Origin of the sequence: Paenibacillus sp. FSL F4-0243, from assembly GCF_037963295.1 — a bacterium.
In the GTDB taxonomy this organism is placed as follows: domain Bacteria; phylum Bacillota; class Bacilli; order Paenibacillales; family Paenibacillaceae; genus Paenibacillus_AQ.
In genome coordinates this window covers 660,876-687,072 of record NZ_CP150151.1, presented here as the reverse complement: position 1 = coordinate 687,072, position 26,197 = coordinate 660,876, and the positions used below count along the sequence as shown (strand labels likewise).

Below are 26,197 nucleotides of genomic sequence, written 5' to 3'. Positions count from 1 at the left end.
AGTGCTCATAAGCTTCGCATACTTTTAAAAGGAGTGCTGTATATGAATCAAGAGCATGTAGGGCAAATGCAAGGCGAACCGAAATTTTGTCAAAGCTGTGGGATGCCTATGCCTACGGAAGATCTACTTGGAACGAACAAGGAAGGGCAAAAGATCGAGGATTATTGTGTATACTGCTACGAAGATGGAGCATTTAAACAGCCTGATATTACGCTGCAAGAAATGTCTGACATTTGTACAGGCTACTTGGTTCAAGAAGGAATGGATGAGGCTGTCGCCCGCAAATTACTCGCCGAACAGCTGCCTCATCTGAAACGATGGAGAGGCGTAGCCAGCTCTCCTTCAACAAACTAATAATCAGCACAAAAAAGCGGACCAAGTGAATTCTTGGTCCGCTTTTTATAGGCACTTCTTCTATATGTTACCTTTTTAAGCTCAGGTTAAACTGTAGGAGCCTTCAAGTAGGGGCTGCTGCAGCGGTTTAAGTGATGGTTCTAAATCAGACACAGCATTCCCTTCATGACTGCTAGCAATCGACATCATCAGCTTGATTCGATTCGCTTGGTTAACTACACTAACTCCAGCATCATAATCAATGGCGACGATATTCGCACCTGGATACAACTCCTTAAGGCCCTTAATCATCCCACGCCCGGTAATATGATTGGGCAAGCAGGCGAACGGTTGAATACAAGCAATATTATTCACACCATTATCCAGCAGATCCATCATTTCTGCAGTCAGGAACCATCCCTCACCCATCTGATTTCCTACGGATACCAGTCGGCTGGCCTTCTCAGCAAGACCATAAATATTTTCCCGTCCTTTAGCCAGTCCAGCATCCTCAAGAGCTACCTTTATCGGCTTGCGATAAATCTCCAGATAGGAGATCAACATCGGATTAATATATCCTAGCCGTTTACTTTTACCGAATTGCTCGGCTTTGTAGATCGGATTATACACGCAATAAAAGATGAAATCTAAGAAGTCTGGCATTACCGCTTCTCCGCCCTCTGCCTCAATCATCTCGATGATGCGGTTGTTGGCGTCCGGATGAAATTTAATCAGGATCTCTCCAACAATGCCTACTCTTGGTTTAGTAGCACCTGTAACGGGCAGCTTACAAAAATCAGCTACAATTTCACGAATCAGACGTTTATATTCTCGGAACGAGAAGTTGACTAGGCTGACCTTACAGCGCTCCATCCCCTTACGGAATAAACGCTCAGCACTCTGTGGAACGACCTCATACGGCCTAAAAAGATTTAGCAACCGCATCATTAGATCACCATAGCAAGCCGCAGCGATCAGCCGATTTGCCAGCTTAAGACTGATTCGGAAGCCTGGCTGGTTCTCCATTCCAGAAGCATTCAGCGAAATCACAGGAATCTGTTCGAGGTCTGAATCCTTTAGGGCTTTGCGGAGCAAAGAAATATAATTCGTCGCCCGGCAGCCACCGCCCGTCTGTGACATGATTACAGCGGTACGATTCGGATCATAGTCCCCACTCTTCAGTGCCGACAGAATCTGCCCTATCGTTACAATAGCGGGATAACATGCATCATTGTTAACGTATCTAAGGCCCTCTTCCGTCTCTTCAGGCCCAGTGGTTTCAAGGATCTTGAGACGGTATCCCGCATCGCGGAAGACCTGTTCAAACAATTCAAAATGAATGGGCGACATCTGCGGCGCAAGGATCGTGTACGTTTCTTTCATTTCCTTCGTGAATGCTACATTAGCCTGTATTTTAGGCGGCTTCTGTGGCAGCACCTTTCCTTTTTCCCGTTCGCGCATCGCTGCCAGCAGTGAACGCAGCCGAATGCGCGCAGCGCCAAGGTTGCTAATCTCATCGATTTTGATCAGCGTATATACTTTGTTATGCCTTTCCATAATGTCTTGTACGGCATCACAGGTGATCGCATCAATCCCACAACCGAAGGAAGTCAATTGAACAAGCTCCAGGTCGGTTCGGACTGCGGCAAGGCGGGCTGCGCGGTACATTCGGGCATGATAGGTCCACTGATTAACTACCGCCACATCCCCTTCACTTCGGTCCAGATGGCAGACAGAATCTTCTGTCAGCACGGCGAGTCCCATACCGGTAATCATATCTGCAATGCCGTGATTAATTTCAGGATCCGCATGATAAGGGTGACCACAGAGAAGTATTCCCTTGTTCCCAGTGCTGGCAAGATACGCAAGCGTCTCTTCACCTTTGGTACGCACATCACTTTTGGCGCGGTCAGCTTCAGCAAGTCCTGCCTGCACAGCATTCGCAATCTCTTCTCTCGGAATCCCTGTAAATGTCTTCACGAGTCCCTTAGTCAGCGCAGATCTATCGTCGAAGGTCAGAAACGGACTGACCAGCGTGATTCCATTATCCTTTAGCCCATCCATATTGTTGCGAATGACCTCAGGGTAAGAGGCGACCACCGGACAATTGAAATGATTATCCGCTGCTTCATCTTCCTTCTTCTCATACACTACGGCAGGATAAAAAATAAAATCGACGCCTTTACCGATCAAGCTCTGCACATGTCCGTGCGCCATCTTTGCAGGATAGCAGATCGATTCTGAAGGAATCGTATCCATCCCACTTTCATAGAGCTTCTTGCTTGATTTAGGAGAGAGAATTACCCGGTAGCCAAGTTTGGTGAAAAAAGTGTGCCAGAACGGGTAATTCTCGAACATATTCATCGTACGTGGAATACCGACAGTGCCCCGTGCTGCACCTGCCTCAGGTAATGCTTCATAGTCAAAGAAACGTTCATACTTATACTGCATCAAATTTGGCAGTACATTCTTCTCTTTCCTGCCTCCTGCACCACGCTCACAGCGATTGCCTGTAACGTAGAAGCTCTTGTCCGGGAACCGACTGATCGTTAACGCACAGTTATTTCCACAGCGGCCACAGCGACCTGAAGATACCTCGTACTTAAAGTTGGCTATTTCCTCCGGTCCAAGCAGTGTACTTTTTCCGTCAGCCCCTGCTTGCTCACGGGCAATCAGTGCACAACCGTACGCTCCCATAACGCCAGCAATATCCGGTCTGACTACCGTTCTCCCCGTTAGGCGCTCAAAGGCCCGCAATACGGCTTCGTTATAGAAGGTGCCGCCCTGAACAATAATATTCCGCCCTAAATCCTCAGGGTTGCGAATTTTAATTACTTTTTGCAGGGCATTCTTAATTACGGAATAGGCAAGACCTGCCGAAAGATCAGCCAGCGACGCACCTTCCTTCTGAACCTGCTTCACTTTAGAATTCATGAATACCGTACAGCGGGAACCCAAATTAACAGGTTTGACTGCTTCCAGCGCTGACTTGGCAAACTCCTCGATACCTAATCCGAGCGCAGAAGCAAAGCTCTCCAGAAAAGAGCCGCAGCCTGCCGAACAGGCTTCATTGAGCATTAGACTGTCGATAGCACCGCCGCGGATCTTGATGCATTTCATGTCCTGTCCGCCGATATCCAGAATAAAGTCTACTTCCGGCATGAACTTAGATGCGGCCTTGTAATGAGCAACCGTCTCCACTTCACCGCCGTCCGTCCATAAAGCGGCTTTGATTAACCCCTCTCCATAACCTGTTACATAAGAACCTGCAATATAACAGCCTTCCGGTAGAACCCGATACATTTCCTTCAGTGCCTCACTGACAGAATACAAGGGATTCCCCTTGTTGCTTCCATAAAAGGTATGTAGAATTTCGTCAGCAGAGCCGGTCAATACGAGTTTGGTTGTTGTTGACCCCGCATCGATCCCCAGATAACAAGGGCCACGATACACAGCCAGGTCTGATCTGGCAGCAGAAGCTTTACCATGGCGCTGACGGAACGCAGCAAGCTCTTCGGGGTTCTCAAACAGCGGTGGTAATTCAGCATCCGCTGCCCGATCCGCTGTAAAATCCACAGCCGCTATTCGCGCGATCCAGCCTGAAAGCGGCAAAATAGTAGGATCCGCTTCAGAGAGTGCTGATCCAATCGCTACGAAATACTGCGACCGCTCGGGGAAAAGAATATCTGACTCCGCAAGTTCAAGCGTCCCCGCAAAACGCTGACGCAGGGCTGGCAGGAAGGTTAGCGGTCCGCCAAGGAAAGCCACCCGTCCGCGAATCGGACGTCCGCAAGCGAGACCGCTGATCGTCTGATTAACAATACTCTGAAAGATTGAAGCCGCCACGTCCTCCCGGCGGGCCCCCTCGTTTAATAGCGGCTGCACATCGCTTTTGGCGAATACACCGCAGCGTGAAGCGATAGGATAGATTCGCTCATGCTTCTCTGCCAATGCGTTTAAGCCCGCTGGGTCGGTCTGTAGCAGCGATGCCATTTGATCAATAAATGCTCCCGTTCCTCCCGCGCAAGCCGTATTCATACGCTGCTCAATGCCGCCTCGGAGATAGATGATCTTGGCGTCCTCACCCCCCAGTTCAATCGCCGTATCGCATTCTGGAATCAGCTCGCCTATCGCCTTTGTACAGGCGATCACCTCCTGAACGAACGGTACGCCTCCCAGTTTGGATAAAGATAAGCCCGAGGAACCGCTTACAGTAAGGGCTGCGCCTCTCTCAGGAAATCTGCTCTGTACATCAGATAGAAGAGAGAGGGCTGCTTTTTTTATATCGCTATAATGTCTTACATAGTCCTGATAAACAATAGTGTTACGCTCTATAACAACCACTTTCGCAGTAGTTGATCCGATATCAAGGCCAATACGCAGCATTATCACTACACCACCTCGTCTTGCTCCAAATTTGAAGCAATTATGAGGAAACTATATCATGACAACACCTTATGAAAGCTGTTAAAAATGTAACAGACTTTTACAAAAAGTTATTAACAAACTTTATGATTTGGAAATCCCTGCTATGGCAGATGCTACATGACCCTTCACTCGTACTTTCCGCCATTCTTCCACTAAGATCCCCTGCTCATCGATCAGAAAAGTAGAACGTACAATGCCCATGAATTCTCTACCATAGAGCTTCTTAAGCTGCCATACACCGAACATTTCACTGACCTTATGATCCTCATCAGACAACAGTGGAAAGGGTAGACTGTTCTTCTCCGTAAATCTCATATGCGAAGCCAAAGGATCTGGACTGATGCCTAGAACAACCGCACCAAGCGTAGTAATCTGATCATGGGCGTCCCGGAATTCGCAGGCCTCCTGCGTACAGGCTGGTGTCATATTTTTAGGATAAAAATATAAAATGACCTTTCGGCCCAGGTAATCACTTAAACTAACCTCTTGCCCGTTGGAAGACGGAAGAGTGAAATTCGGTACTTTTTGTCCAATAGCTACTACGTTCAAGTTATATCCACTCCTTCTTGATATTGGAGGATCGAGCATGAATTGCGCGTATCCCCAAAAGAAATTATAATGTAGAGAATGTGAATGCGAAAGGAAGAACGAGAAATGCCACCTAGAAAGAAAAGGCACGCAAAGACTGGTAAGTCAAAAAAGAAACCGCTGCTTTGGACACTGGCCATTATACTCCTCCTTATTATCGGTGGAGCCATTTACTACTTTACATCCATCTACACTGAGCTTGGCAGCATGTCGAACACCGAGAATTCACCATTTAAGAATGCTGAAACTGTTGATGTCGACACGCCAGAACCTCCAAAATGGGAAGGTACAGAGCCTGTTAATATACTGCTAATGGGCGTAGATGCCCGCGGTGTCAAGAAGGGAGAAATTCCTCGTTCTGATACAATGCTCGTAGCCTCACTTGATCCCGTGAAGAAGAAAATCAGCGTATTCTCAATTCTTAGAGACACTTACGTTCCGATTCCAGATCACGGCGAAAAACGTATTAATTCAGCTATCATTTATGGACCTAACACGGCGATGCAGACTGTAAGCGATCTGCTCGGCATCCCGATTCAATATTATGTCTACACGGACTTCCAAGGATTCATCAAGCTAGTAGATGCCGTTGGTGGTGTAGATTATGAAGTCGAGAAAGATATGGTGTACAAGACCATTGCAGATGGTCCCGAGTATGACATTGATCTTAAAAAAGGATATCAGCATCTCGACGGTAATAAAGCTCTGCAATATGTACGTTTTCGACATGACGCTACCTCCGACTTCACTCGGACCGAGCGCCAGCGTGCTTTTCTCAAGGTTGTGGCTGACAAGCTGATCAAGACCACATCCATAATCAAGCTACCGAATATCCTGTCTCAAGTTACGCCTTATATCGAAACCAATCTGACAGTAAATGATATGTGGAAGCTTGCAACCGTTGGGTACGATAGTACCATGGGCGGTAGTGAGCAAATTCCGCCAATGGATCTGCTCAAAGAGGAAACTACAAGTGACGGATCGCAGGTTATAGGCATTCGCAGTGAGAAAAAATTAAAGGAATTTGTTCAGGATACCTTAAATGGCCCTGAGCCAACGCCTACACCTTCAACTTCACCAGAGACTACTTCAAATAGTAATACTAGCGGAACCCAATAAAGATCTGACAAGCAACGTTCACAAGTAGACACTACAGGCAATGGTATAATACGGGCGGACAGCGGAAACACCGTTGTTCGCCCGTTGCCATGAGCACCAACAATCGAAAGGATGATCACATTATGAATCGTTCCACATCTGAGCAACTTTATCACGAAGCCCTTCAACATATCGTTGGAGGTGTAAATAGCCCTTCCCGCTCTTTTAAAGCCGTTGGAGGCGGAGCACCTGTATTTATGAAACGTGCCAGCGGATCTCACTTCTGGGATGTAGATGGCAATGAATATATCGACTATCTCCAAGCCTATGGACCGATCATTACCGGCCATGCTCACCCACATATAACGAAGGCAATTACCACTGCAGCTGAGAATGGTGTTCTTTACGGAACCCCAACAGAGCTCGAAATTAAGCTTGCTAAAATGCTTAAAGAAGCTATTCCGTCTATGGATAAAGTCCGGTTTGTCAATTCCGGCACAGAAGCGGTTATGACTACCATTCGTGTCGCTCGTGCTTATACAAAGCGCAGCAAAATCGTAAAATTCGCTGGCTGTTATCACGGCCACTCTGATCTAGTGCTCGTAGCAGCAGGATCCGGGCCTTCTACGCTTGGCATTCCAGATAGTGCCGGCGTTCCTAGCAGTATTGCACAGGAAGTAATCACTGTTCCTTTTAATGATCTGGAAAGCCTGCAAGAGGCACTAGAAAAATGGGGCGAAGATGTCGCCGCTGTAATGGTTGAACCGATCGTCGGTAATTTCGGTATGGTGATGCCGAAGCCGGGATTCCTCGAAGGGCTCTGCAAGCTGGCTCATGCTAACGGCTCACTTGTTATTTATGACGAAGTCATTACGGCCTTCCGCTTCCACTATGGTTCCACACAGACATATGCAGGACTGGATAACCATGAAGACATTACTCCTGACCTTACAGCACTCGGCAAAATCATCGGTGGCGGTCTACCGATCGGCGCGTACGGCGGACGTAAGCATGTGATGGAACAAGTAGCCCCACTAGGACCGGCATACCAAGCGGGAACAATGGCGGGAAATCCTGCTTCCATTTCCGCAGGGATCGCCTGTCTGGAAGTGCTGAGCGCAGAAGGCGTATATGATGAGATGGAACGGCTTGCGATCCGCCTTGTCGGCGGTCTTCAGGAATCCGCTGACCGTCATGGCATTCCACTGACGATCAACCGCATCCGTGGTTCATTCTCTACTCATTTCTGTAAGCATCCAGTTACGAATTACGATGAGGCACAGGATACAGATGGCGAATTGTTCGGTAGCTTCTTCCGTCACATGTTGAACCGAGGGATTAACCTCGCCCCTTCGAAATATGAAGCTTGGTTCCTAACGACAGCACATACCGATGCAGATATCGACGCTACGCTGATTGCAGCAGAAGATTCATTCCGCGCTATGGCGGCTGAGAAATAAGACGTTATTAACAGCCACTAAACATACTAAAACCTACCACCAAGCTTCTGGTGGTAGGTTTTTTTGCATAGGCACTATTCGAAGTCAATTTGCTTGTCCAATATAATCTCTGTCATGGTAGGTCGAAACATTTGGTCTCCTCCGGGTATTAAGGCAAATTGAACCGTATCCAGATCCGCTGGCAGCGGTGGCGAGACCAAGAACTGCATTTGTGTATGAGCTCCCCCTCCGTGACCTCCATGCTGCTGGATTTCATAGGCTGCCTCGCTCAAAATCTCCAATGATAGAGCGGGTCTAAGATGAACGTGCTCCACTGTTTCTTTTAAATACTTAATCTCCACAGTAACTATACTGAGCGTTTCATACTGCATAGCATGTGTAAGTGTATACTCGCAATCTTCGAGGACTGTCCGCTTCACAATTGGAAGTACGCCGAGCAGTAAACCAGGCTCTTCCCAATATTTCCGTCTGGGCACAGCCTCATTCAGACTGTGTATATACTGTACAATCTGAGAAGTGTCCATCTCGAATCTAGTTGACCATTCCTCAAGGAGCTCACTTTCGGGGGAGAACCGTTTTTTGCCTGTTATAGCTTTACGTTCCTGAATCAGAGTCAAAATCTGCTCATCAATCTTCTTAACCTCATCATTATATTCGTTGACCACGCCTCTTATTGGCATTCTACCCCAACCCATTTAATAACCTCCTTCTTATAATAAAGTTACTTTCTACCCATTAGCTATATGGTACCTCCTGTGGATTAATTTGTAAAATATTCGAAATCTTTCAATCTTGCAGATAGCAAAAAAAAGCATGTACCCCTCAGCTTTATGCTGCAAGACCACACGCTTTATGATTCAGAGATTTTCTTTTACTCGTACAAGTTACGGATTTCCACTCCCTGAGGAAGCTTGAATGGATTTTCCTTGTTGATTCGGTCGTAGAACATGATCCCATCGAGATGATCAATCTCATGCTGGATGATGATGGCTTGGTAGCCCTTAAATTTAAGGACCACTTCCTTCCCCTCAAGATCATATCCCTTTACCTTCACAGATTCATAACGAGGTACAAAACCATGCACCGGTCGATCAACGGACAGACACCCCTCGCTCTCCGGTAAGTACACCATGGTTAGTGAGTGACTGATGATCTTAGGGTTAACCCAAGCATGCTCTACAATCCTCCCTCTCTCGTCCGTAGAATACATCACGAACATACGCTTCAACAGTCCGATTTGATTCGCCGACAGACCTACGCCAGAGCGTAAATTGTATTCTTCGGAAATCTCCGGGTCCTGGCTGTTCTTCAGAAACTGAAGCATACATTGCAGAGTCTCACGATCCTCCTCTTGTAAAGGAAGCTCCACTGGTTGAGCTACGGTACGAAGTACGGGATGACCTTCCCGTACAATATCATCCATAGTGATGATATATTCAGCACTAAATTTTGAACTAGACAATATTCCATCCACCTTTGCCTTACGGGCTTAATTTAAAATACCTATGATATAGTATGCAGATTTATGGATTTATGAAAGCCGTTCGCAGTTTGCTACTATAATTAACATCAAATCCAAGTCCGGTCGCCAATGCGGCAAGGGGAAGATAGGTTTTATCTTCTTTGCCTACCTTTTGCAGAAAAGCAGGGGTATCAATGGCTACATTCTGTCCATTCACCTTAATAAATTTGCTACCAATCGTGATTACAACCGTCCGGCCACCGTATTCAATAGTAGCACTGGAGGTCTTATTATCCCACTTTCCATTAGCGCCTACGGCATTTAGAATATCTTTAAGCGCCAAGAAGTTCTGACCATTCTTAAGGATGGGCTTATTCGGCGTATTTAACTCCACACCCTTTACAACAATCGACATCGGTAAAGTATCCGTAGCCATCGCCGCTACAGTGGGAATACGGTATTCCCCCCATTGTAATTCAGCAAATACTTTTGCAATGGTCTCGTATCCGAGCTGCGTAGGGTGAAAATCCGCTTGTCCTGCCCCGATAATATGCGTGAGTGATCCCTCTGAGCCGGCAAACTTTGCCGCTACATGAGCTACTACTACCTTTGCTCCCTCTTGATTCATACTTGCAGCCACACGATCTGCCGAATCCGTAAATTTCGCTGCTGCGGTCATCAATTTAGTGTACATCGCACCAAGAGCGATCTTAGGAGCAGGCTGATATTGGTCAGCCAGTATAATTGTTGCTTGAGGATTTATCGCACGAATATTCTCAAGACTGGCCTTCACATTCGTATTGTAATCCGCTAGCTTCTGCTCCAGCTGAGATTCAAAATCTGTATCTGTCAGCTCCTTCACCTGTAAGAAAAGACGGCTTACATCATTCCCTCCAATTGTAATCGTAATCAGATCGGCTTCCTTCAGCTCTGATGCGATCTGCGGGGTTAACTTTACGAATTGGTCTATCCGCGGATCTGGAAGACCTGACTGAATACCTTCAGCGGTAATCGTTGAGCCGTCCTTGATGGCTCCAGTGTAATTACGTAATCCAGCAGTGGTCAATCCAAGAATACCATAATTGGTAAGCTCGCTCCGGCCATGATACCACCCCTGCTCCAGTAGTCGCTCCGCATAACCGTAAGGCTTGGTATTCACATCCGTCATTCCCGGCTCGTATCCGGCAGTAATCGAATCGCCAAGAGCTACGATGCGAAAGACATCCTGACTTGCATCTTGTGTTGTAGACGTGTCAGCTGCATTTGCCGATCCGGCACCTACGCCAATCAGCACAGATAACAAAAGCATACTGCTTGTGCTAGCTGCTAAAATTCTTCTCCACTTACTTAGCATCGTATCCCTCCCAAAATGTTCTAATTCTCATTCTACCATCCCTGATAGCAACGCAAAAGAGCGGCCTCCCATATTCGGGAAACCGCTCTGAACATCGCAATTATTATCACAGCTAGAAACGAATGTCTTATTCTTTATTAGAATCCTCTTGTGAATTCAAATGTTTCCCGGCACGTTCCAGATATTTATCATAACGATCGTCTAGTTCATGTCCAATCTTACGATACCGCAGCGTCTCCTCCACAATAGGATCCATTGTGGTCTGGATACGAATTTCATACTTCGGAGAGATCTCACGGATTTCTTTAGCTATACGGTCACCCTGTTCCATCTCACCATCAACCAGCATTTCGCTTAGCTTGCGTTCCAGATCATCCTTCTCGCTCATGACGCATCGTCCTCCCTAAAGCTTATATCCTGTTGCTTCAGCATTCTTCAGTGACGAAACCAAATATTCGTGAATATGACCATTACTTGCTACTATATGACGAGTGCCAATATCGTATGGACGCCCAAGCGTATCCGTAATTCTGCCCCCTGATTCAAGCACTAGCAGCACTCCTGCTGCACAATCCCAAGGGCTTAAGCCTACTTCCCAGTACCCATCTACCCGACCTGCTGCCACATAAGCCAAGTGTAGAGCAGCTGAACCTCCTGCGCGAATACCACGAATCTGCGGAAGAATGCTCTGCAGTCCTGCCATATTTACAGGTTGCGCAAATTCACGGTCCGGCGGAAAGCCCATTGCAATCAAGCTGTCTCCAAAAACGTCCTCCGTAGAGACTGCGGTAGGAACACCATGCATGTAGGCTCCCTTACCTTTTTCAGCAACGAACATTTCATCACGAATCGGATCGTAAATTACCCCCACCGTTAATTCTCCACGAATCACTAAAGCAATGGAGACACAGTAAAAAGGAAATCCGTGTACAAAATTAGTCGTACCATCTACAGGATCTACAATCCACAGATATTCATGCTCACGAGCTTCTTCCAATGCAGCGGTTGCTGCTGCTGCTCCCGGGGAAACGCCTTCCTCACCGAGGATCGCATGATCTGGATAATGTGTCAGGATCAACCTGCGGATCATCTGTTCAACGCCTTTATCTACTTCCGTGACCAGATCCTGTGCTGATGTCTTTGTATTAAGTTCCTTCACCAGGCCCTGTCTGCTTTTTATCCATTCTCCTGCTTTGGCAGCAGCATTAATGGCTACCGCCGTATGTCCCTTGCTTGTTACTACATAGGGTTCACGTTCTTTCTTACCCTCTGGTTTTAAAGGACTCATATCTTCACTCCGCTTCCTTGAACATAATCGCCATTGGCATGAAATTTAAAGCAATCCTATTCACAATACCGTTCACTACGCCAAAACGTTCTCAAAGTTCCGCCATAAGGGATACCCATCTCTATGTTCCCTTGAATGTTAATCGTAATAAAGTTTCATTCAACGTACCCTATTTCAAGTTACATATCAAGTCATGATAGGGCCCGTATTCGGGACCTATCGCCTTATTTTCATTGTTTAAGGTTCGATATTCACACTTGCCCCATTTAATACAGAAATTCCGTTACCGGCATCAGCCAGCTCCTTCATCGCTTCCATCAATCCAAATAACGCACCATCTTTTAGTTTTGCCTCAATCATAACATCAATAGCAGGGGTATCTGCAGCTATCCGCTTTAAAAACGCTACTAATGGCGCAGGCTCCACACCATCTGCATGGCTGCGTGGATCAGACGGACTGCGCGGACTAGATACATGAATCTTAGGCGGGAAAAGCTCTCCAGATGGAACATCCTTCTGTGCAAGCTCGCTCCGCCATGTCTGCTGAATATCAGGCCACAGCTCCCAAGGGAGCTCTCCTTCATTATTCACCCATTGATGGTGAATATCCAGCACCATCGGCAGGCCTACGTTCTGGCAGACTGCCAGTGTCTCCGGGGCTGTGAAGGTCTTATCATCATTCTCCAGCGTAATACGTGCCTGCAGCGCTGCTGGTAGCTCACGGAAATGCTTCTCAAACCGCTTGGCTGCCACCGGCTTGTCCCCATAGGCTCCGCCAATATGAATATTGTTCTTCGCCATGGCAGGAAGTCCCATGGCATTCAGCATGTCCGTGTGGTGCTGTAAATCCCGGATGGAACTTACTAGCACCTCAGGACGGGGTGTACTAAGCACTGTAAAGTGATCTGGATGAAAAGACACCCGCATCCCATGCTTTTTCACATATTGCCCCACTTCCGCGAATTCCTCAGCGAGCGCAGCAAACGGATTCCAATCCTGTAAATCAGGATGCGTCGCCAGAGGAATCAACTTGGAAGTGAGACGGTACACGAAGATGTCCGAACCCACATTATGCTTCATTAGTCGCAGCGTATTGTGCAGATTCATCCGAGCGAGGTTCTCCAAACGCCGAAGTGCCGCTTCACGGTCATCCAGCTTCTTGAAGGAGGCCATCGTCATAGTCTTGGATGGTGAGCAGTCTTTGATAACGGTGGACATCGCTACATATCCAAAACGGACAATCATCCCTGCGCTCCAAAAAACATTTCATCTGCTAGTGCAGTTTGCACTTTTGATTCTTCTTCATTCAATTTACGCACGAGTTCCATTTCGACCGCTGTAACCTCATGCCCCTGAAAATTAATCTCTGCAATCGAGGCTGAGATTTTGACGATCGCTACAGCTACATTCTCAGGTGTGTAGGCAATCACCTTCTGACCCGTCGGATACACGCGAAAGCCCTGCTTCACCATTTTGGTACGCCCATACTCCAGCAGCTCGTACAGCTCTTGTTCATTCTTGAACTTACAGACGGAATTGAATTCAGTTTGAAAACCCATATTTTGTCGCCCCTTTCCAGTCGGGATGAACCCGCTAGTAGCTTCAATTACTCGTTGTCATACTTAAGACCTTGTTTGAAATTATAGCGCTCTAAGGCTAACTCAATCATACGGTCTAACAGAGCTCTATAGGATACACCTGTCTCACGCCACAATAGCGGATACATGCTGTACGGAGTGAAGCCAGGCATCGTATTCACTTCGTTAATTAGAATTTTACCATCCGATCTCCGCAGGAAGAAGTCCGCCCGGGTAATCCCGCTACCCTCAATCGCTCTAAAAGCGGTTATCGCGGACTCCCGCAAACGATCAGCAACTTCAGAATCTACTGGCGCAGGAATCATCATTTGCGATTTACCATCCGTATATTTAGCTGCGTAGTCATAATATTCTCCAGAAGAAACGATTTCACCCGGAACAGAGGCCTCTGGCTCATCATTTCCGAGCACACCGACCTCTACCTCACGAGCATCCACGAATTCCTCAATAATGACTTTGGTGTCATAACGGAAGGCGAAATCTATAGCTTTTACAAGACTTTCCTTATCAGAAGCCTTAGAAATACCTACACTTGAGCCCAGATTAGCAGGCTTTACGAATACTGGATATCCCAGTTTATCCTCTACACCCACAATCAACTCATGGCTTTTTCTTTTCCAAGCGCTGATGTTAAAATAACAATATTCACACTGATCCAGACCTGCATCAGCGAATAGCTTCTTCATAACAACCTTATCCATCCCTGCCGAAGAGGCAAGAACACCAGCCCCAATGTAAGGAATATTCGCCATTTCGAACAACCCTTGAATTGTTCCGTCCTCGCCATACGTGCCGTGCAGCAGTGGGAACATAACGTCCACCGCTTTATCCGCACCGGATAGTCCACTAAATACTACATTCAGGGCTGTGCCCATATCTTCCGTTGCCTCTGAAAGCTTGAGCTGCTCTACCTCACTATAAGGTGCCGATAACGTCTCTCCGACTTTCCACAAGCCCTGTTTTGAAATATAAAACGGGATAATCTCATATTTATCGTAATCAAATGAGTTCATCACGGCAAAAGCCGTCTGTAAAGATACCTCATGTTCTCCGGATTTGCCCCCGTACACCAGCCCTACGGTTAGTTTTGCGTTCCCCATACCTTTATAACCTCTTTCTGTCTTATAAATAGTCGTTAATATGAAAAAAACGGTATTTCGTTTGATCCGTCCATGCGTAGGAATCACGATAGTCCCAGAAGCGATGACGACTGCTAACTGTACGTGCATTCACAAGCGGCATGCCACCAGCATCAAAGGCTGTGACGATCGTGCTGTGCTGATATTGCCCGTTACCATCCCAGTCATATTGAATGATATCGCCCAGCATCAATTGCTCCGGCCGCTCCATGACTTCCGCACGCAAGCCACTGCTCCGGCTAACGCTCAAATAGCGCTGCAGACTGTCTGATACAGCCCAGCTATAACTCCACCATTCTTGTTTTCCTTGGTAGCCTTTGTACCACCAACCCGTTTCTCTTTTACCAGTATAGTTGATAGGCGCGCCCCCTGCAAAGAGGCATTGGGAGACATAATTCGTACAATCTACCTCAAATGTTTCGAACTCCGGATTCCCGTCTTTCCACCAACGATCGGCATAAGCCACCGCTTCTTCACGGTTGTAGCGAACCTCTCTTGAGCCCGAGATCTCACCAAGAATATTCCGGTTTAGAAGGGGCTGTGATGGCAGCGGAGCAGGCAAAGCTTCCCCCCATTTGGACAACCTGCCTGATAACTCCACCTCAGCTCTATGAACTGTATTCCTTTCGGGAATGGTTCGTTCTATAGCAGCGATTTCCCAACCCCCTCCGTCCCGCACAAAGGTCAGCCGCTCCAGCTCAACCCTATCCTCGCGGTGGTTAACGCCTCCTTTTTCATAATAGAGTGCACTATGCAGCGTAACCTCTGCTACCACCTCAGTCGGAGTCTGCCGGACGGTCCGTAAAGTCTTTACACCTGTTTCTCCACGCAGCGGAGTGATCCCACGAGCGGTATACCATTCAGCGATACGGCGTGAACGTTCCCCTTGCTCCACCAGAAAACGTGGATCTTTAACGGATACGGAAACTGTTTGCGATGAGGACTTAGGTTCCACCCTGGCCTTATTCACTTGATCTACATATACATATAGACTCTGCTTCCACTGTTGTTCCATTATACTCGCACCCCTTCATTCCCTTTTAACTGCTGCTCTATGTATATGAAAGGAAACAGGCCGCTATACAGATCGCTTCAATTTACATGGTAGGGCATATGCTTTGCTTATAGCTTACGTTTTAGAGGTAACTCTAAATGGTTTCTGAGATGCGATATTCGGGCTTTATATATAGGAAAAAAAACTTTACTCCCCTCTTTGTAACCGTTATAATTAAATAACATGCAATGTGAAATTGAGTTTCAATAGATGAAACAAGGAGGCGCACATATGCCAAGCAAGGATCATTTCTCGTTGGCCCGCACCCTGGAATCAGGTGGCAAATCTTATCGCTATTATGATCTTAACTCCCTTGAGGAACAAGGATTGGGCTCTATCTCTTCCCTTCCTTTCTCGATCAAAGTATTACTTGAGGCGGCTGTTCGTCAATTTGACGGACGGGCGATTACAGAAGAACATGTGAAACAATTGGCTGATTGGTCAGGCGACATTGATCGCAATAAAGAAATTCCGTTTATCCCTGCTCGTATCGTACTTCAGGACTTTACCGGTGTTCCGGTAGTCGTAGATCTGGCAGCTATGCGTGACACCGTAAAGAAAGCCGGCGGAGATCCTAAACAGATCAACCCGCTCGTTCCCGTTGACCTTGTAATTGACCACTCTGTTATGGTTGATGCTTTCGGTACGGCAGACGCTTTGGAATACAATATGAACGTGGAGTTTGAGCGCAACGAGGAACGCTACCGTTTCCTTCGCTGGGCACAGACCGCTTTCAATAATTTCCGTGCAGTTCCTCCAGCTACCGGTATCGTGCATCAGGTGAATTTGGAGTATTTGGCTTCCGTAGCCACCACTAAAACTATCGATGGTGAAACTGTCGTTTATCCAGATTCCCTTGTTGGAACGGACTCCCACACTACGATGATCAATGGACTTGGTGTTGTGGGCTGGGGTGTAGGCGGTATTGAAGCTGAAGCAGGTATGCTCGGACAACCGCTCTATTTTGTTACACCAGATGTAGTGGGCTTCAAGCTTACAGGCAGTCTTATCGAAGGGGCTACAGCAACAGACTTGGCTCTGACAGTGACTGAAATGTTGCGTAAAAAGGGCGTAGTCGGCAAATTCGTCGAATTCTACGGTCCTGGTCTTGCTAACATCAGTCTTGCTGACCGGGCAACGGTTGCTAACATGGCGCCAGAATACGGAGCAACGATCGGTTTCTTCCCTGTAGATGAAGAGACACTTGCTTATCTTCGCAGCACAGGTCGTCCAGATGATCTGGTAGAGCTCGTTGAGTCTTATTACAAAGCACAAGGCATGTTCCGCACTTCGAATACGCCAGATCCTGAGTTCAGCGATGTAATTGAACTTGACCTAGCTTCTGTCGTTCCAAGCTTGGCTGGACCAAAACGTCCGCAAGACCGGATCGAACTTACGCATATGAAAGAAAATTTCGAAGGTATTATCCGTACACCTGTAGACAAAGGCGGTTACGGTCTCAGCGATGAGAAAATCGCCCAAGCTGTAGAAATAGAACATAAAAATGGCACCAAAAGCAAGCTAAGCACAGGCGCGGTCGTGATCGCAGCGATTACAAGCTGTACGAATACTTCTAACCCTAGCGTTATGCTTGGTGCAGGTCTTTTGGCGAAAAAAGCTGTGGAACGTGGTCTGACCAAACCAGCATACGTTAAGAGCAGCTTGACTCCAGGATCATTGGTTGTTACTGAATATTTGGAAAAAGCAGACTTGCTGAAGCCACTTGAAGCACTGGGCTTCTACTTGGCGGGATATGGCTGTGCTACTTGTATCGGTAACTCCGGTCCGTTGCCTGAAGAGGTTAGCCAAGCCATCACTGATAACGATATGACCGTAGCTGCTGTAATCTCCGGTAACCGTAACTTTGAAGGCCGCGTACATGCTCAGGTCAAAGCCAACTACTTGGCTTCACCGCCGCTCGTAGTTGCTTACGCACTGGCTGGCACTGTAAATATCGATTTGCAGACTGAACCGCTCGGATTTGATCCACAAGGTGAGCCAGTATTCCTGAAGGATATTTGGCCAACTACTGCTGAAATTCGTGAAGCTATCGGTCTCTCCCTTAGTCCGGAGATGTTCCGTCGTAAATACGAGAATGTATTCACTGCTAATGAACGTTGGAATTCTATCCCTGTTCCACAAGGCGAGCTGTATGAGTGGGATGATAATTCCACGTATATTCAGAATCCGCCATTCTTTGAACATCTGGCAGACGGTCTGGGAGACATCAAGGATATCAAGGATGCACGCGTTCTGGCGTTGCTTGCTGATTCCGTAACCACCGACCATATCTCACCTGCAGGTAATATCTCTACCTCTGGTCCTGCCGGCGAATATTTACGCGATCATGGTGTAGAACGTGCAGACTTCAACTCCTACGGCTCACGCCGCGGAAATCATGAAGTCATGATGCGTGGTACATTCGCTAATATTCGGATTCGTAACGCAGTAGCTCCAGGTACAGAAGGCGGAGTTACAACCTTCCTGCCAAGCGATGAAGTCATGTCCATCTATGACGCTTCCATGCTGTATCAGGACGCTGGACAGAATCTCATCGTTATCGCCGGTAAAGAATACGGCACAGGAAGCTCACGTGACTGGGCTGCCAAGGGCACGCTTCTGTTGGGTGTTAAAGCTGTTATCGCTGAGAGCTTTGAGCGGATTCACCGCAGCAATCTGGTTGGTATGGGTGTGCTTCCTCTGCAATTCCAGGAAGGCCACGGCTGGAGCAGCTTGGGACTGACCGGACGTGAGACCTTCAACATTACAGGTCTCGATAACGAGGTGACGCCAAGCCAAGATCTAACTGTTACCGCTACCCGTGAAGACGGTACTCAGTTCGATTTCCCTGTCACAGCACGCCTCGACAGTACGGTTGATATTGATTACTATCGCAATGGTGGTATTCTACAAACTGTACTTCGTCAAATGCTGGCGGATGCCACAGATTCTTCGGCTGTATCGGTAGAATAGGTTTATCGCAAGACGCACAAGGGAGTGCCCTCTGGCCATTAAGGCTAGAGACACTCCCTTGTCTTATTATATTTGGATATTAAACGGCCAGCCTCCGATCATCCGGAGACTGGCCGTTTTTCTCATGTTGGGCTATGGAATCATCATGCCCATTTCACTTGCTGCTTCCTTCAAGATGGCGGCATACTCTACTAACGTGTCCCTAGACAGGCGGCTGACCGGCCCTGACAGCGATAACGCCGCAATCACATTTCCACTACGGCCTGTGACTGGTACCGCCACAGCGGCCGCACCAGACTCACGTTCTTCGAAACTCGTAGCATACCCCAGCCGGATGATCTCATTAAGCTGATCTTTGTATACACTCTTCTCAACGTAATCCGGCCACTCCGAACTCTCCAGCAGCTCTCTCAACACCTCAGGTGGTGCATACGCTGCTAACACCTTACTCGACGCCCCTACGGATAATGGCAGCCTCGCACCGATCTGTGCAACTCTACGAATCGCTTGCTGGCTCTGTACCGCCTGAATACGTACGCGTTCAATACCATCCCGTAAGTAAAGGCTGACCGTCTCTCCGAGTCGATCTCTCAGCCGTTCCATAGATGGCAGCAATACCGCTGCCGACTCGTCAAAAGCAGGCAGATGCGTCGACAACTCCCAGATTCGTATACCCAGCCTGTATTTTTCTGTCGCCGGATTGCGAATAAGAAAGCCCTTTTCCTCTAGTGTTGCCAGCAATCTGTGGACTGTACTCTTATGTAAGTCAATCTTTGATGCGATCTCCGTTAACCCTAAATCTCTGTCCTGCGTAAAACAAAGTAATATATCAAGCGCACGTTCTACCGCGCGTACCGTAAGCTTTCGGTCCTCCACAGTAATCCCCCTTCGTGTTTCATCAAATGAAACGCGGTTACATTATAACTAACTCTATCTTAGTGCAAAACTCTACGGAAAGTCCAGTATATTCACTGAGCCGAAAAAGACTGGTCCGCACTTTACAGTTACATTACAAAACGGTCCAATTCATTGACTTTGTAAGTGCTTCAACTTACGATAAACATATTAAATATACTAATGCTTTAGTATCATTTTCGACAAATTATCCTAGGCACTAGTACTCACATCATACTTAGGAGGGGACCTTATGGATCTGACAACCAGCCGAGCCGGCACGTCAGTCTCCCGTCGTCCTAAACTACCTAAACAGGGCAGTTCATCACGACTATCGCTGCGGATGATCCGTGTTAAGCATATTATCGTTGCATTGCTATTATCTATATTTTTCTTTTTAGCATTTTGTTTTGTCTCGCTTCATGGCTACATCGCTTGGGTGCTATCCAATCCAACCGTCGCGCCACTGTACTCCAATCCTATGATGGCCAAAGGCCTCGCCTACGAGGATGTAACCTTCCCAGCTAAGGATGGCAGTCGCCTGATGAACGGCTGGTATATTCCAGCCAAGGATGCCACTAAGACTATCGTATTCAGTCATGGCTATGGTGCCAACCGCGAAGAGTCTTGGGTACCTATGTACGATCTCGCTCACTATGCACACAGTCTGAATTTCAATGTCGTAATGTTTGATTACGGATTTGCTGCCCAAGGTAATAAGGATATTGCAACCGGCGGCAAAAAAGAATCCCAGCAGCTTCTAGGCGCCATTGATTTCGCGAAGGAACGTGGGGCTAAAGAGCTCGTTGTTTGGGGCTTCTCCATGGGGGCTGGCACAGCACTGCAGGCAGGATTAGTATCTGAGGACATCGACGCGATGATTCTGGACAGTACCTTTTTGCTAGAACCAGACACGCTGTATCATAATATTAAGCAGAATATCGATCTGCCACGCCAGCCTTCCCTGGCGATCATGGAAATGCTGTTCCCGGTACTGAACGGTACGGGACTAGATCAGATTCCTTATGCAAAGGTTAAATCCAAAGATTATCCTTTCCCTATCCTTTTCATGCATGGAACCAAAGACGATAAAGCCCCTTATCCTATTGCCGAAGAACTAGCAGCAAATCAGAACAATCCGTTCTCTGATTCCTGGATCATCGAGGGTAGTCATCATGAGCTGTTGTTCCGCGAGCATCCCCGTGAGTATTTGCGGCGGGTCTCCGCTTTTTTAGGGAATGTCCATCTGGCCAAAAATAATAATGGCGATCAGCCAGCGATGGCAAGTAATTAACTAAGCGCTAATAACCATACAAACAGCCTCTTCCAGGGACAGAAAGAACGCGCCCTAGGAAGAGGCTGTTTTCATCCCCAGGAAAGAAAGAAGCCAAAGAGGCACTCTAAGTTTATGTTCTTCATAACCTTCCAAGACCGTTCATATAATGGACTGATAAAGACATATCACGGGAGGTTTTCTTGGCATGCTATATGTATACGGGCCGATGCTGCCAGTACGTATTCTGGAAGAAATCGTATTTTGGAAAACACAAGAGAAAGAGCATACCGAAGTCATCAAAGCGATCGTACCTAAATTAGAGGACCCTTATGTGAAACTCCTCGATGAATGGGCCGTTGTTTTTGGTGCAACTGAGCAGGCGGCACAGCAGCTATTGAATGCTGCCCTTTCCGCTTCTCCTCCGCCACAGGCAGAACTCACTGCGGAAACGGAGAAACTGCTACATATCTCCTGCAATCAATCCCAAGAGTTCGTCCGGCAGCTCTTTGCCATCATGGAGAGTAGCGCAGCGGTCAAAGCCGTCCCCCTTGCAACTACTGTGATTCTGCATATTATTCGCGAATCAGAATACTTCCTAGCCGTACTGCAGACACTCAGCTCGCCCGGAAAGCTATCACAAGTCATGCGCGATTATACAGAGGATTATGTCGTAAACATCGATACAGACGATACCATGCGGAATGATGGATTTTCTACTTTTACTGACACTGTTCCTGATATCCGCGATAAAAACGACGCGGTACCCATTGGCGGCCATACGCTACCTCCCTTGCCTTACGCCTATAATGCACTAGAACCTTATATTGACGAAAAGACGATGAGAATTCATCACGATAAGCACCATCAAAGTTATGTAGATGGATTAAACAAGGCTGAAGTTAAATTAGCAGATTCCCGTAAGAACGGTGACTTCGATCTCGTTAAACATTGGGAGAGAGAATTAGCCTTTAATGGTGCAGGCCACTATCTTCACACGATCTTTTGGAACGTGATGTCTCCGCAAGGTGGGGGCCGCCCAACAGGTGCTTTACTAGAAGCTATAGAACAAAGCTTTGGAAGCTATGAAAGCTTCAAGAAACAGTTCACCGAAGCTGCGAATAAAGTAGAAGGTGGCGGATGGGCCATTCTCGTCTGGAGCCCACGTAGCCATAGACTAGAAATTCTCACTGCGGAAAAACATCAAAATTTATCGCAATGGGACGTTGTTCCGCTCTTGGCCTTGGATGTATGGGAACATGCCTACTATCTGAAACATCAGAATAATCGTGCGGATTATATTAACGATTGGTGGAAGGTCGTCAACTGGCCATATGTGTCAGAGCGTTATGCCGCTGCCAGTAAACTTGCATGGAAGCCTTACTGATCTCTTACCACTTCGTAGAAGACATCACTTCTATTCGCTTATATTGACCCAAAAGGACCCATCGTTCACAAAAAGTGAATGATGGGTCCTTCTAATTTCGAGGCATAGACACCTCTATATACTATTCTTTAATCAAGTTCAGAAACTCCGCACGAGCGGCGGCATCCTCCCGGAAGACCCCTCTAGTAGACATGGTTACCGTCTTACTTCCTGGCTTCTTCACTCCACGTGCGCACATACAAAGATGTTCACCTTCCACAACGACCATAACGCCGTGAGGGCTTAGTACCTCCGTCATAATATCCGCAATTTGCGTCGTAATGCGCTCTTGAACCTGCAAACGCCGACTCACTGCTTCAACTAGGCGAGCTAATTTGCTGAGCCCGGCAATCCGTCCGCTCGGAATGTATCCAATATGCACTTTACCGAAGAATGGAGCCATGTGATGCTCACATTGGCTGTAATAGACGATATCCTTCACGATCACTAGCTCTTCATGAGACTCATCAAAAGTAACACCGAGCGCCTCGCGGGGATCTATCGAATAACCGCCGAATATCTCCTCGTACATCCGCGTAACACGTGCTGGTGTTTCAAGCAGTCCCTCGCGGCCGGTATCTTCACCGATTAATTCTAATATTTTCTCAACGTGATACTCGATTTGCTCACGGTTCTCTGATACTTTACCGTTCACGTATTCATTGATGTTCCCCATGATGTCTCCCCCTTCCGCACCCGTATAATTTCTATCCGGACCCGGTTACTTACTTCTACGTTTATTCCCTTTAGCTGCTCCTGGTCGGGCGCCTGTCTGGTTCTGATTCTTCATCATCTGTTGGGCACGTTGCATTTGTTTCCCATTCAGGTTATAACCCATTTGTTTCGCAACCTTTTGCAGCATTTCGGGATCATTCTGCATAGTTGTCATTTGTCTGCGCAGATAATACACACCGATAAAAAATCCACCGATGAGACCTACGACCAATGTAATAATAGGTAATGCGATATTCATCTAAAGCCCACCTCTACACTCTATTGTCTGCATCGCCATATGGCACGCGAATCTATCATAGCATTTCGAGAACTGGACAGCAATTGGGAATATGCAACCTGTCTATGATCTTTTTCCTTCATTAAACATCGCTGTCCTCTCGTGCCTGCTTCGCAGTAAGGAGCACATCCTGTGCCCGGCTCAGCATTTCTTTTACCGTGTCATGCTCTTCGCGCTCTAAAGCCGATTCAACAGCAGCTAGAGCCTCCTCACCACCGATGCGTCCCAGCGCCCAAGCAGCAGTGCCTCGCATCTCAGGCCGCGACTCTTTCAGAACAATTTCTGTTAGCTTTGGCACCGCTTCTACTTCCTTGAAATTACCGAGAGCGATGATCGCATTTCGTTGCATCGGCTTTTTGCCTCTCCAGGCAGCAGAGCTATTTCCGAATCTCTCTTTGAATTCACGGTTGCTAAGATCCAGGATTGGCATTAACAATGGCTTCACGATCTCAGGATCAGGCAGCATCTGAGGGCGATGATTCCAGTTCTTCCCTCGATTCTTGGGACATACAATCTGGCAGGTGTCACAGCCGTATAGACGATTGCCAATCTTGGTCATGTATTCATCACTCAGAAATCCTTTGGTCTGCGTCAGAAAAGAAATACAAGCCTGCGCGTTAAGCTGACCCGGCCCCACCAGTGCACCGGTTGGACAAGCATCAATACACTTGGTACACTCCCCGCAGCCTTCCTCAACAGGCTCATCCGGAGCAAAAGGAATGTTCGTAACCATCTCCCCTAGATAAATCCAGGATCCCCATTTGGGTGAGATGATAGAACAGTTTTTGCCGCTGAAGCCTATTCCTGCTCTTTCCGCAACCGCTCTATCTACCAGCACACCGGTATCGACCATACTTTCCAGCACAGCCTCCGGCACACGCTCATGAATAAAGTCCTCTAACTTACTTAAGGCCTCCCTCAGCACATGATGATAATCCCTGCCCCATGATGCTCGGGCGAGAATACCTCTTCGTGCACCTGGCTCAGACTTCGGAGGATTCTCCATTTTGGAAGGATAGGCCACAGCAATTGAAATAATAGATAAGGGCTTGTCCCCAGAGCTCAGAGCGGGGATTGTCCTTTTATCCAGATCCGGTTCCTCGAAACCAGATTCATATCCTTTGTCTCGGTGGTCTTGCAAAATATTTTTCAGATATAAAAAAGGCTCTGCTGTAGTAAACCCGATATCATCAATACCGAGTGACGTCGCAGCCTCCTGAATCTCCGCTTTAAGCTGTGCCCACTTGGAAGGCGGGGGAGCATACGGTGACTGAAATGTATTGTTCATTTCCGCCTTCTCCTTTCATGTTATCGATATAATTCTTATAGCCCTTTCAGTTTAGACAGCGGCCACCAGATATAATCCGCCCTGCCTACAATCATGTCCTCTGGGATGGAGCCGAAATAACGGCTATCTTTGCTTGCTGAAGCATGACGGTTATCTCCCATGACAAAATAGTTTCCGCTCTCCACAGTTAACGCAGCGAAATCCGGGTCTTCAATCTCAGTATCGATATAGGGCTCATTCACTATTTTTCCATTCACATATAACTGGTGATCCTTCACTTCTATGATATCTCCAGGTATACCAATGACTCGTTTCACTAAAAAGTCCTTCCGGCTAGGCCCCGTGCTAGGATCATGAAGAATGACGACATCCCCGTGTTTTGGGTTTACAAACATCAATGAAAGCTTATTAATAAAGAGCCTCTCACCTTCCACAAGCGTTGGCTGCATAGACTGACCTTTAACCGTTGATATATTGAACACAAAAATATTAAGAACCGACATTACCGCAAAGACAACTACCGCTGTAAGCAACCAATCCTTCAATTCCGCGGCCAAACGACCACCAAAGCCTTTGTTTGATCTGGACGATCTATGTCTTTGCTTCCGATTACGCATGAACTCTACTTGGGACTCCTGACTCAATATGTCACCTCTTATTCTCAATTATTGATGTCTATACTTGCAGATATTATAACAATAAAAAAGCATATCTCCCAGCCATTAGTAATGGACTTCTGGAAAATACGCTTGAGTATGAATGAAACAGACTATATCATCAACTATAGTTCTTTATTTAGTAAATGTTTCCGCTTACGCATCTGAGTGATCAAAATTACCCAACAATGCTCAGCTTCCGGACAGATTTAAAAATTTGATTCTCGCTATATCCCATTGCTTCATACAATGGCAATGCAAAAGAATTATGCTCATCGACGGCTACGTAGATACCACTAACCTTACGAGCTTGAAACCTGGATTCCATAGCCGATACCAGACTTCTACCGACTCCTCTGCGGCGATAATCAGGATGTACAGCAATCCGGAAATAACAACCGTGGTTTTTCTCAATCGTACCAATCAGTGCTCCAACAATTTCTTCTTCATCTTCCGCAACTACAATGAGATCTGAATCCCATGAAAGCTGCCTGGAGAAAGGCTCGATAGTGTTCTCGAAACATTCTTCCGATAATGCTGTTTGCAGCAAATCAGTCACAGGGCTAACGTCGCTTAATTGAAAGGAACGAACGTGCATTCTTTAAAATCTCCCTTGTCTATGGCTTATGAATTTAACAAAAAGAAGGGGTTCCCTTAACATTGAGAAAATAAAAAAAAGCATCAAATACCGAGGAATACCTGCTTTTAAATCTATTAAAGCACACTTTTCTCGTGATATCATCATTTTTCTTTTGAAAGCGCTTAATATCAAGCGTTTACATTTTGGCTGAGATTCATTGTTTCATTATAAGGGTAATTATAAAGAGTTATGTCTATGGGGTGACGGCTCTTTATTTTAACATTTTAAATACA

At 46.9% G+C, this 26,197-nt stretch carries 22 protein-coding genes and 1 pseudogene; 6 read left to right on the top strand and 17 right to left on the bottom strand.

Annotated elements, in window-relative coordinates; genetic code table 11:
- Positions 1–42: 42 nt before the first annotated feature.
- Positions 43–354, top strand: a complete 312-nt coding sequence (locus NSS87_RS03080; RefSeq protein WP_231573377.1) for a zinc ribbon domain-containing protein — start codon at positions 43–45, stop codon at positions 352–354.
- An 81-nt stretch (positions 355–435) separates the two neighbouring features.
- Here NSS87_RS03080 and NSS87_RS03075 read toward each other — a convergent pair whose 3' ends face one another.
- The gene (locus tag NSS87_RS03075; RefSeq protein ID WP_339244646.1) at positions 436–4,719 is read right to left on the bottom strand and encodes an acyl-CoA dehydratase activase-related protein; all 4,284 of its coding nucleotides are present in this window, start codon (positions 4,717–4,719) and stop codon (positions 436–438) included.
- A 123-nt stretch (positions 4,720–4,842) separates the two neighbouring features.
- Entirely contained in the window at positions 4,843–5,349 is a 507-nt protein-coding gene (bcp, locus tag NSS87_RS03070) for a thioredoxin-dependent thiol peroxidase (protein WP_143759600.1), read from the bottom strand.
- Between the two features lie 66 nt (positions 5,350–5,415).
- On the opposite strand from bcp, the gene NSS87_RS03065 reads away from it, so the two are divergent.
- Together NSS87_RS03065 and NSS87_RS03060 are read left to right on the top strand one after the other, a co-directional pair.
- Positions 5,416–6,468, top strand: coding sequence for an LCP family protein (locus NSS87_RS03065; RefSeq protein ID WP_042184683.1), 1,053 nt, complete (start codon positions 5,416–5,418; stop codon positions 6,466–6,468).
- Between the two features lie 122 nt (positions 6,469–6,590).
- Positions 6,591–7,907, top strand: a complete 1,317-nt coding sequence (locus NSS87_RS03060) for a glutamate-1-semialdehyde 2,1-aminomutase (protein ID WP_339244643.1) — start codon at positions 6,591–6,593, stop codon at positions 7,905–7,907.
- Between the two features lie 74 nt (positions 7,908–7,981).
- Here the strand turns inward: NSS87_RS03060 and NSS87_RS03055 are convergent, their stop codons facing one another.
- The 9 genes from NSS87_RS03055 to NSS87_RS03015 all read right to left on the bottom strand — a co-directional run bounded on the left by NSS87_RS03055 (position 7,982) and on the right by NSS87_RS03015 (position 15,766).
- The gene (locus NSS87_RS03055; RefSeq protein WP_339244640.1) at positions 7,982–8,602 is read right to left on the bottom strand and encodes a hypothetical protein; all 621 of its coding nucleotides are present in this window, start codon (positions 8,600–8,602) and stop codon (positions 7,982–7,984) included.
- 176 nt (positions 8,603–8,778) lie between these two features.
- Entirely contained in the window at positions 8,779–9,330 is a 552-nt protein-coding gene (def, locus tag NSS87_RS03050) for a peptide deformylase (protein WP_042193240.1), read from the bottom strand.
- A 100-nt stretch (positions 9,331–9,430) separates the two neighbouring features.
- Positions 9,431–10,723, bottom strand: coding sequence for a stalk domain-containing protein (locus NSS87_RS03045; protein ID WP_339244638.1), 1,293 nt, complete (start codon positions 10,721–10,723; stop codon positions 9,431–9,433).
- Between the two features lie 127 nt (positions 10,724–10,850).
- Positions 10,851–11,111 (bottom strand): hypothetical protein, encoded by a 261-nt coding sequence (locus NSS87_RS03040; RefSeq protein ID WP_076285870.1) that lies wholly within the window; start codon positions 11,109–11,111, stop codon positions 10,851–10,853.
- 15 nt (positions 11,112–11,126) lie between these two features.
- Complete coding sequence (locus NSS87_RS03035) at positions 11,127–12,011, bottom strand: inositol monophosphatase family protein (RefSeq protein WP_042184672.1); 885 nt, start codon at positions 12,009–12,011, stop codon at positions 11,127–11,129.
- A 237-nt stretch (positions 12,012–12,248) separates the two neighbouring features.
- A complete protein-coding gene (gene uvsE, locus NSS87_RS03030) occupies positions 12,249–13,256 on the bottom strand; it encodes a UV DNA damage repair endonuclease UvsE (RefSeq protein WP_339244634.1) in 1,008 nt (335 codons plus the stop codon).
- Positions 13,253–13,570, bottom strand: coding sequence for a hypothetical protein (locus NSS87_RS03025; protein WP_042123954.1), 318 nt, complete (start codon positions 13,568–13,570; stop codon positions 13,253–13,255). Before NSS87_RS03025 ends, uvsE begins: the two co-directional genes overlap by 4 nt.
- A gap of 47 nt (positions 13,571–13,617) precedes the next feature.
- Complete coding sequence (locus NSS87_RS03020; RefSeq protein WP_042184669.1) at positions 13,618–14,709, bottom strand: D-alanine--D-alanine ligase; 1,092 nt, start codon at positions 14,707–14,709, stop codon at positions 13,618–13,620.
- Positions 14,710–14,731: 22 nt separating this feature from the next.
- Complete coding sequence (locus NSS87_RS03015; RefSeq protein ID WP_339248406.1) at positions 14,732–15,766, bottom strand: amidase domain-containing protein; 1,035 nt, start codon at positions 15,764–15,766, stop codon at positions 14,732–14,734.
- 267 nt (positions 15,767–16,033) lie between these two features.
- Between NSS87_RS03015 and acnA the strand changes: the two genes are divergently transcribed.
- The gene (gene acnA, locus NSS87_RS03010) at positions 16,034–18,775 is read left to right on the top strand and encodes an aconitate hydratase AcnA (protein WP_042184665.1); all 2,742 of its coding nucleotides are present in this window, start codon (positions 16,034–16,036) and stop codon (positions 18,773–18,775) included.
- A gap of 132 nt (positions 18,776–18,907) precedes the next feature.
- Here acnA and NSS87_RS03005 read toward each other — a convergent pair whose 3' ends face one another.
- Complete coding sequence (locus tag NSS87_RS03005; RefSeq protein ID WP_042184662.1) at positions 18,908–19,651, bottom strand: IclR family transcriptional regulator; 744 nt, start codon at positions 19,649–19,651, stop codon at positions 18,908–18,910.
- A gap of 271 nt (positions 19,652–19,922) precedes the next feature.
- On the opposite strand from NSS87_RS03005, the gene NSS87_RS03000 reads away from it, so the two are divergent.
- Together NSS87_RS03000 and NSS87_RS02995 are read left to right on the top strand one after the other, a co-directional pair.
- Positions 19,923–20,963, top strand: a complete 1,041-nt coding sequence (locus tag NSS87_RS03000) for an alpha/beta fold hydrolase (protein WP_042184661.1) — start codon at positions 19,923–19,925, stop codon at positions 20,961–20,963.
- 187 nt (positions 20,964–21,150) lie between these two features.
- A complete protein-coding gene (locus tag NSS87_RS02995) occupies positions 21,151–22,329 on the top strand; it encodes a Fe-Mn family superoxide dismutase (RefSeq protein WP_339244629.1) in 1,179 nt (392 codons plus the stop codon).
- 121 nt (positions 22,330–22,450) lie between these two features.
- On the opposite strand, the gene folE is transcribed toward NSS87_RS02995, so the two are convergent.
- The 5 genes and pseudogenes from folE to NSS87_RS02970 form a co-directional block, all read right to left on the bottom strand.
- The gene (folE, locus tag NSS87_RS02990) at positions 22,451–23,044 is read right to left on the bottom strand and encodes a GTP cyclohydrolase I FolE (protein WP_076285879.1); all 594 of its coding nucleotides are present in this window, start codon (positions 23,042–23,044) and stop codon (positions 22,451–22,453) included.
- A 45-nt stretch (positions 23,045–23,089) separates the two neighbouring features.
- Positions 23,090–23,341, bottom strand: coding sequence for a YneF family protein (locus tag NSS87_RS02985; RefSeq protein WP_042123938.1), 252 nt, complete (start codon positions 23,339–23,341; stop codon positions 23,090–23,092).
- A gap of 172 nt (positions 23,342–23,513) precedes the next feature.
- Positions 23,514–24,668, bottom strand: a pseudogene (queG, locus tag NSS87_RS02980) (tRNA epoxyqueuosine(34) reductase QueG); the annotation flags it as partial.
- A 35-nt stretch (positions 24,669–24,703) separates the two neighbouring features.
- Positions 24,704–25,312, bottom strand: a complete 609-nt coding sequence (gene lepB / locus NSS87_RS02975; RefSeq protein ID WP_339244627.1) for a signal peptidase I — start codon at positions 25,310–25,312, stop codon at positions 24,704–24,706.
- Positions 25,313–25,502: 190 nt separating this feature from the next.
- Positions 25,503–25,922: a GNAT family N-acetyltransferase gene (locus NSS87_RS02970; RefSeq protein ID WP_036676822.1), complete on the bottom strand. Its 420-nt coding sequence runs from the start codon at positions 25,920–25,922 to the stop codon at positions 25,503–25,505.
- Positions 25,923–26,197: the final 275 nt, after the last annotated feature.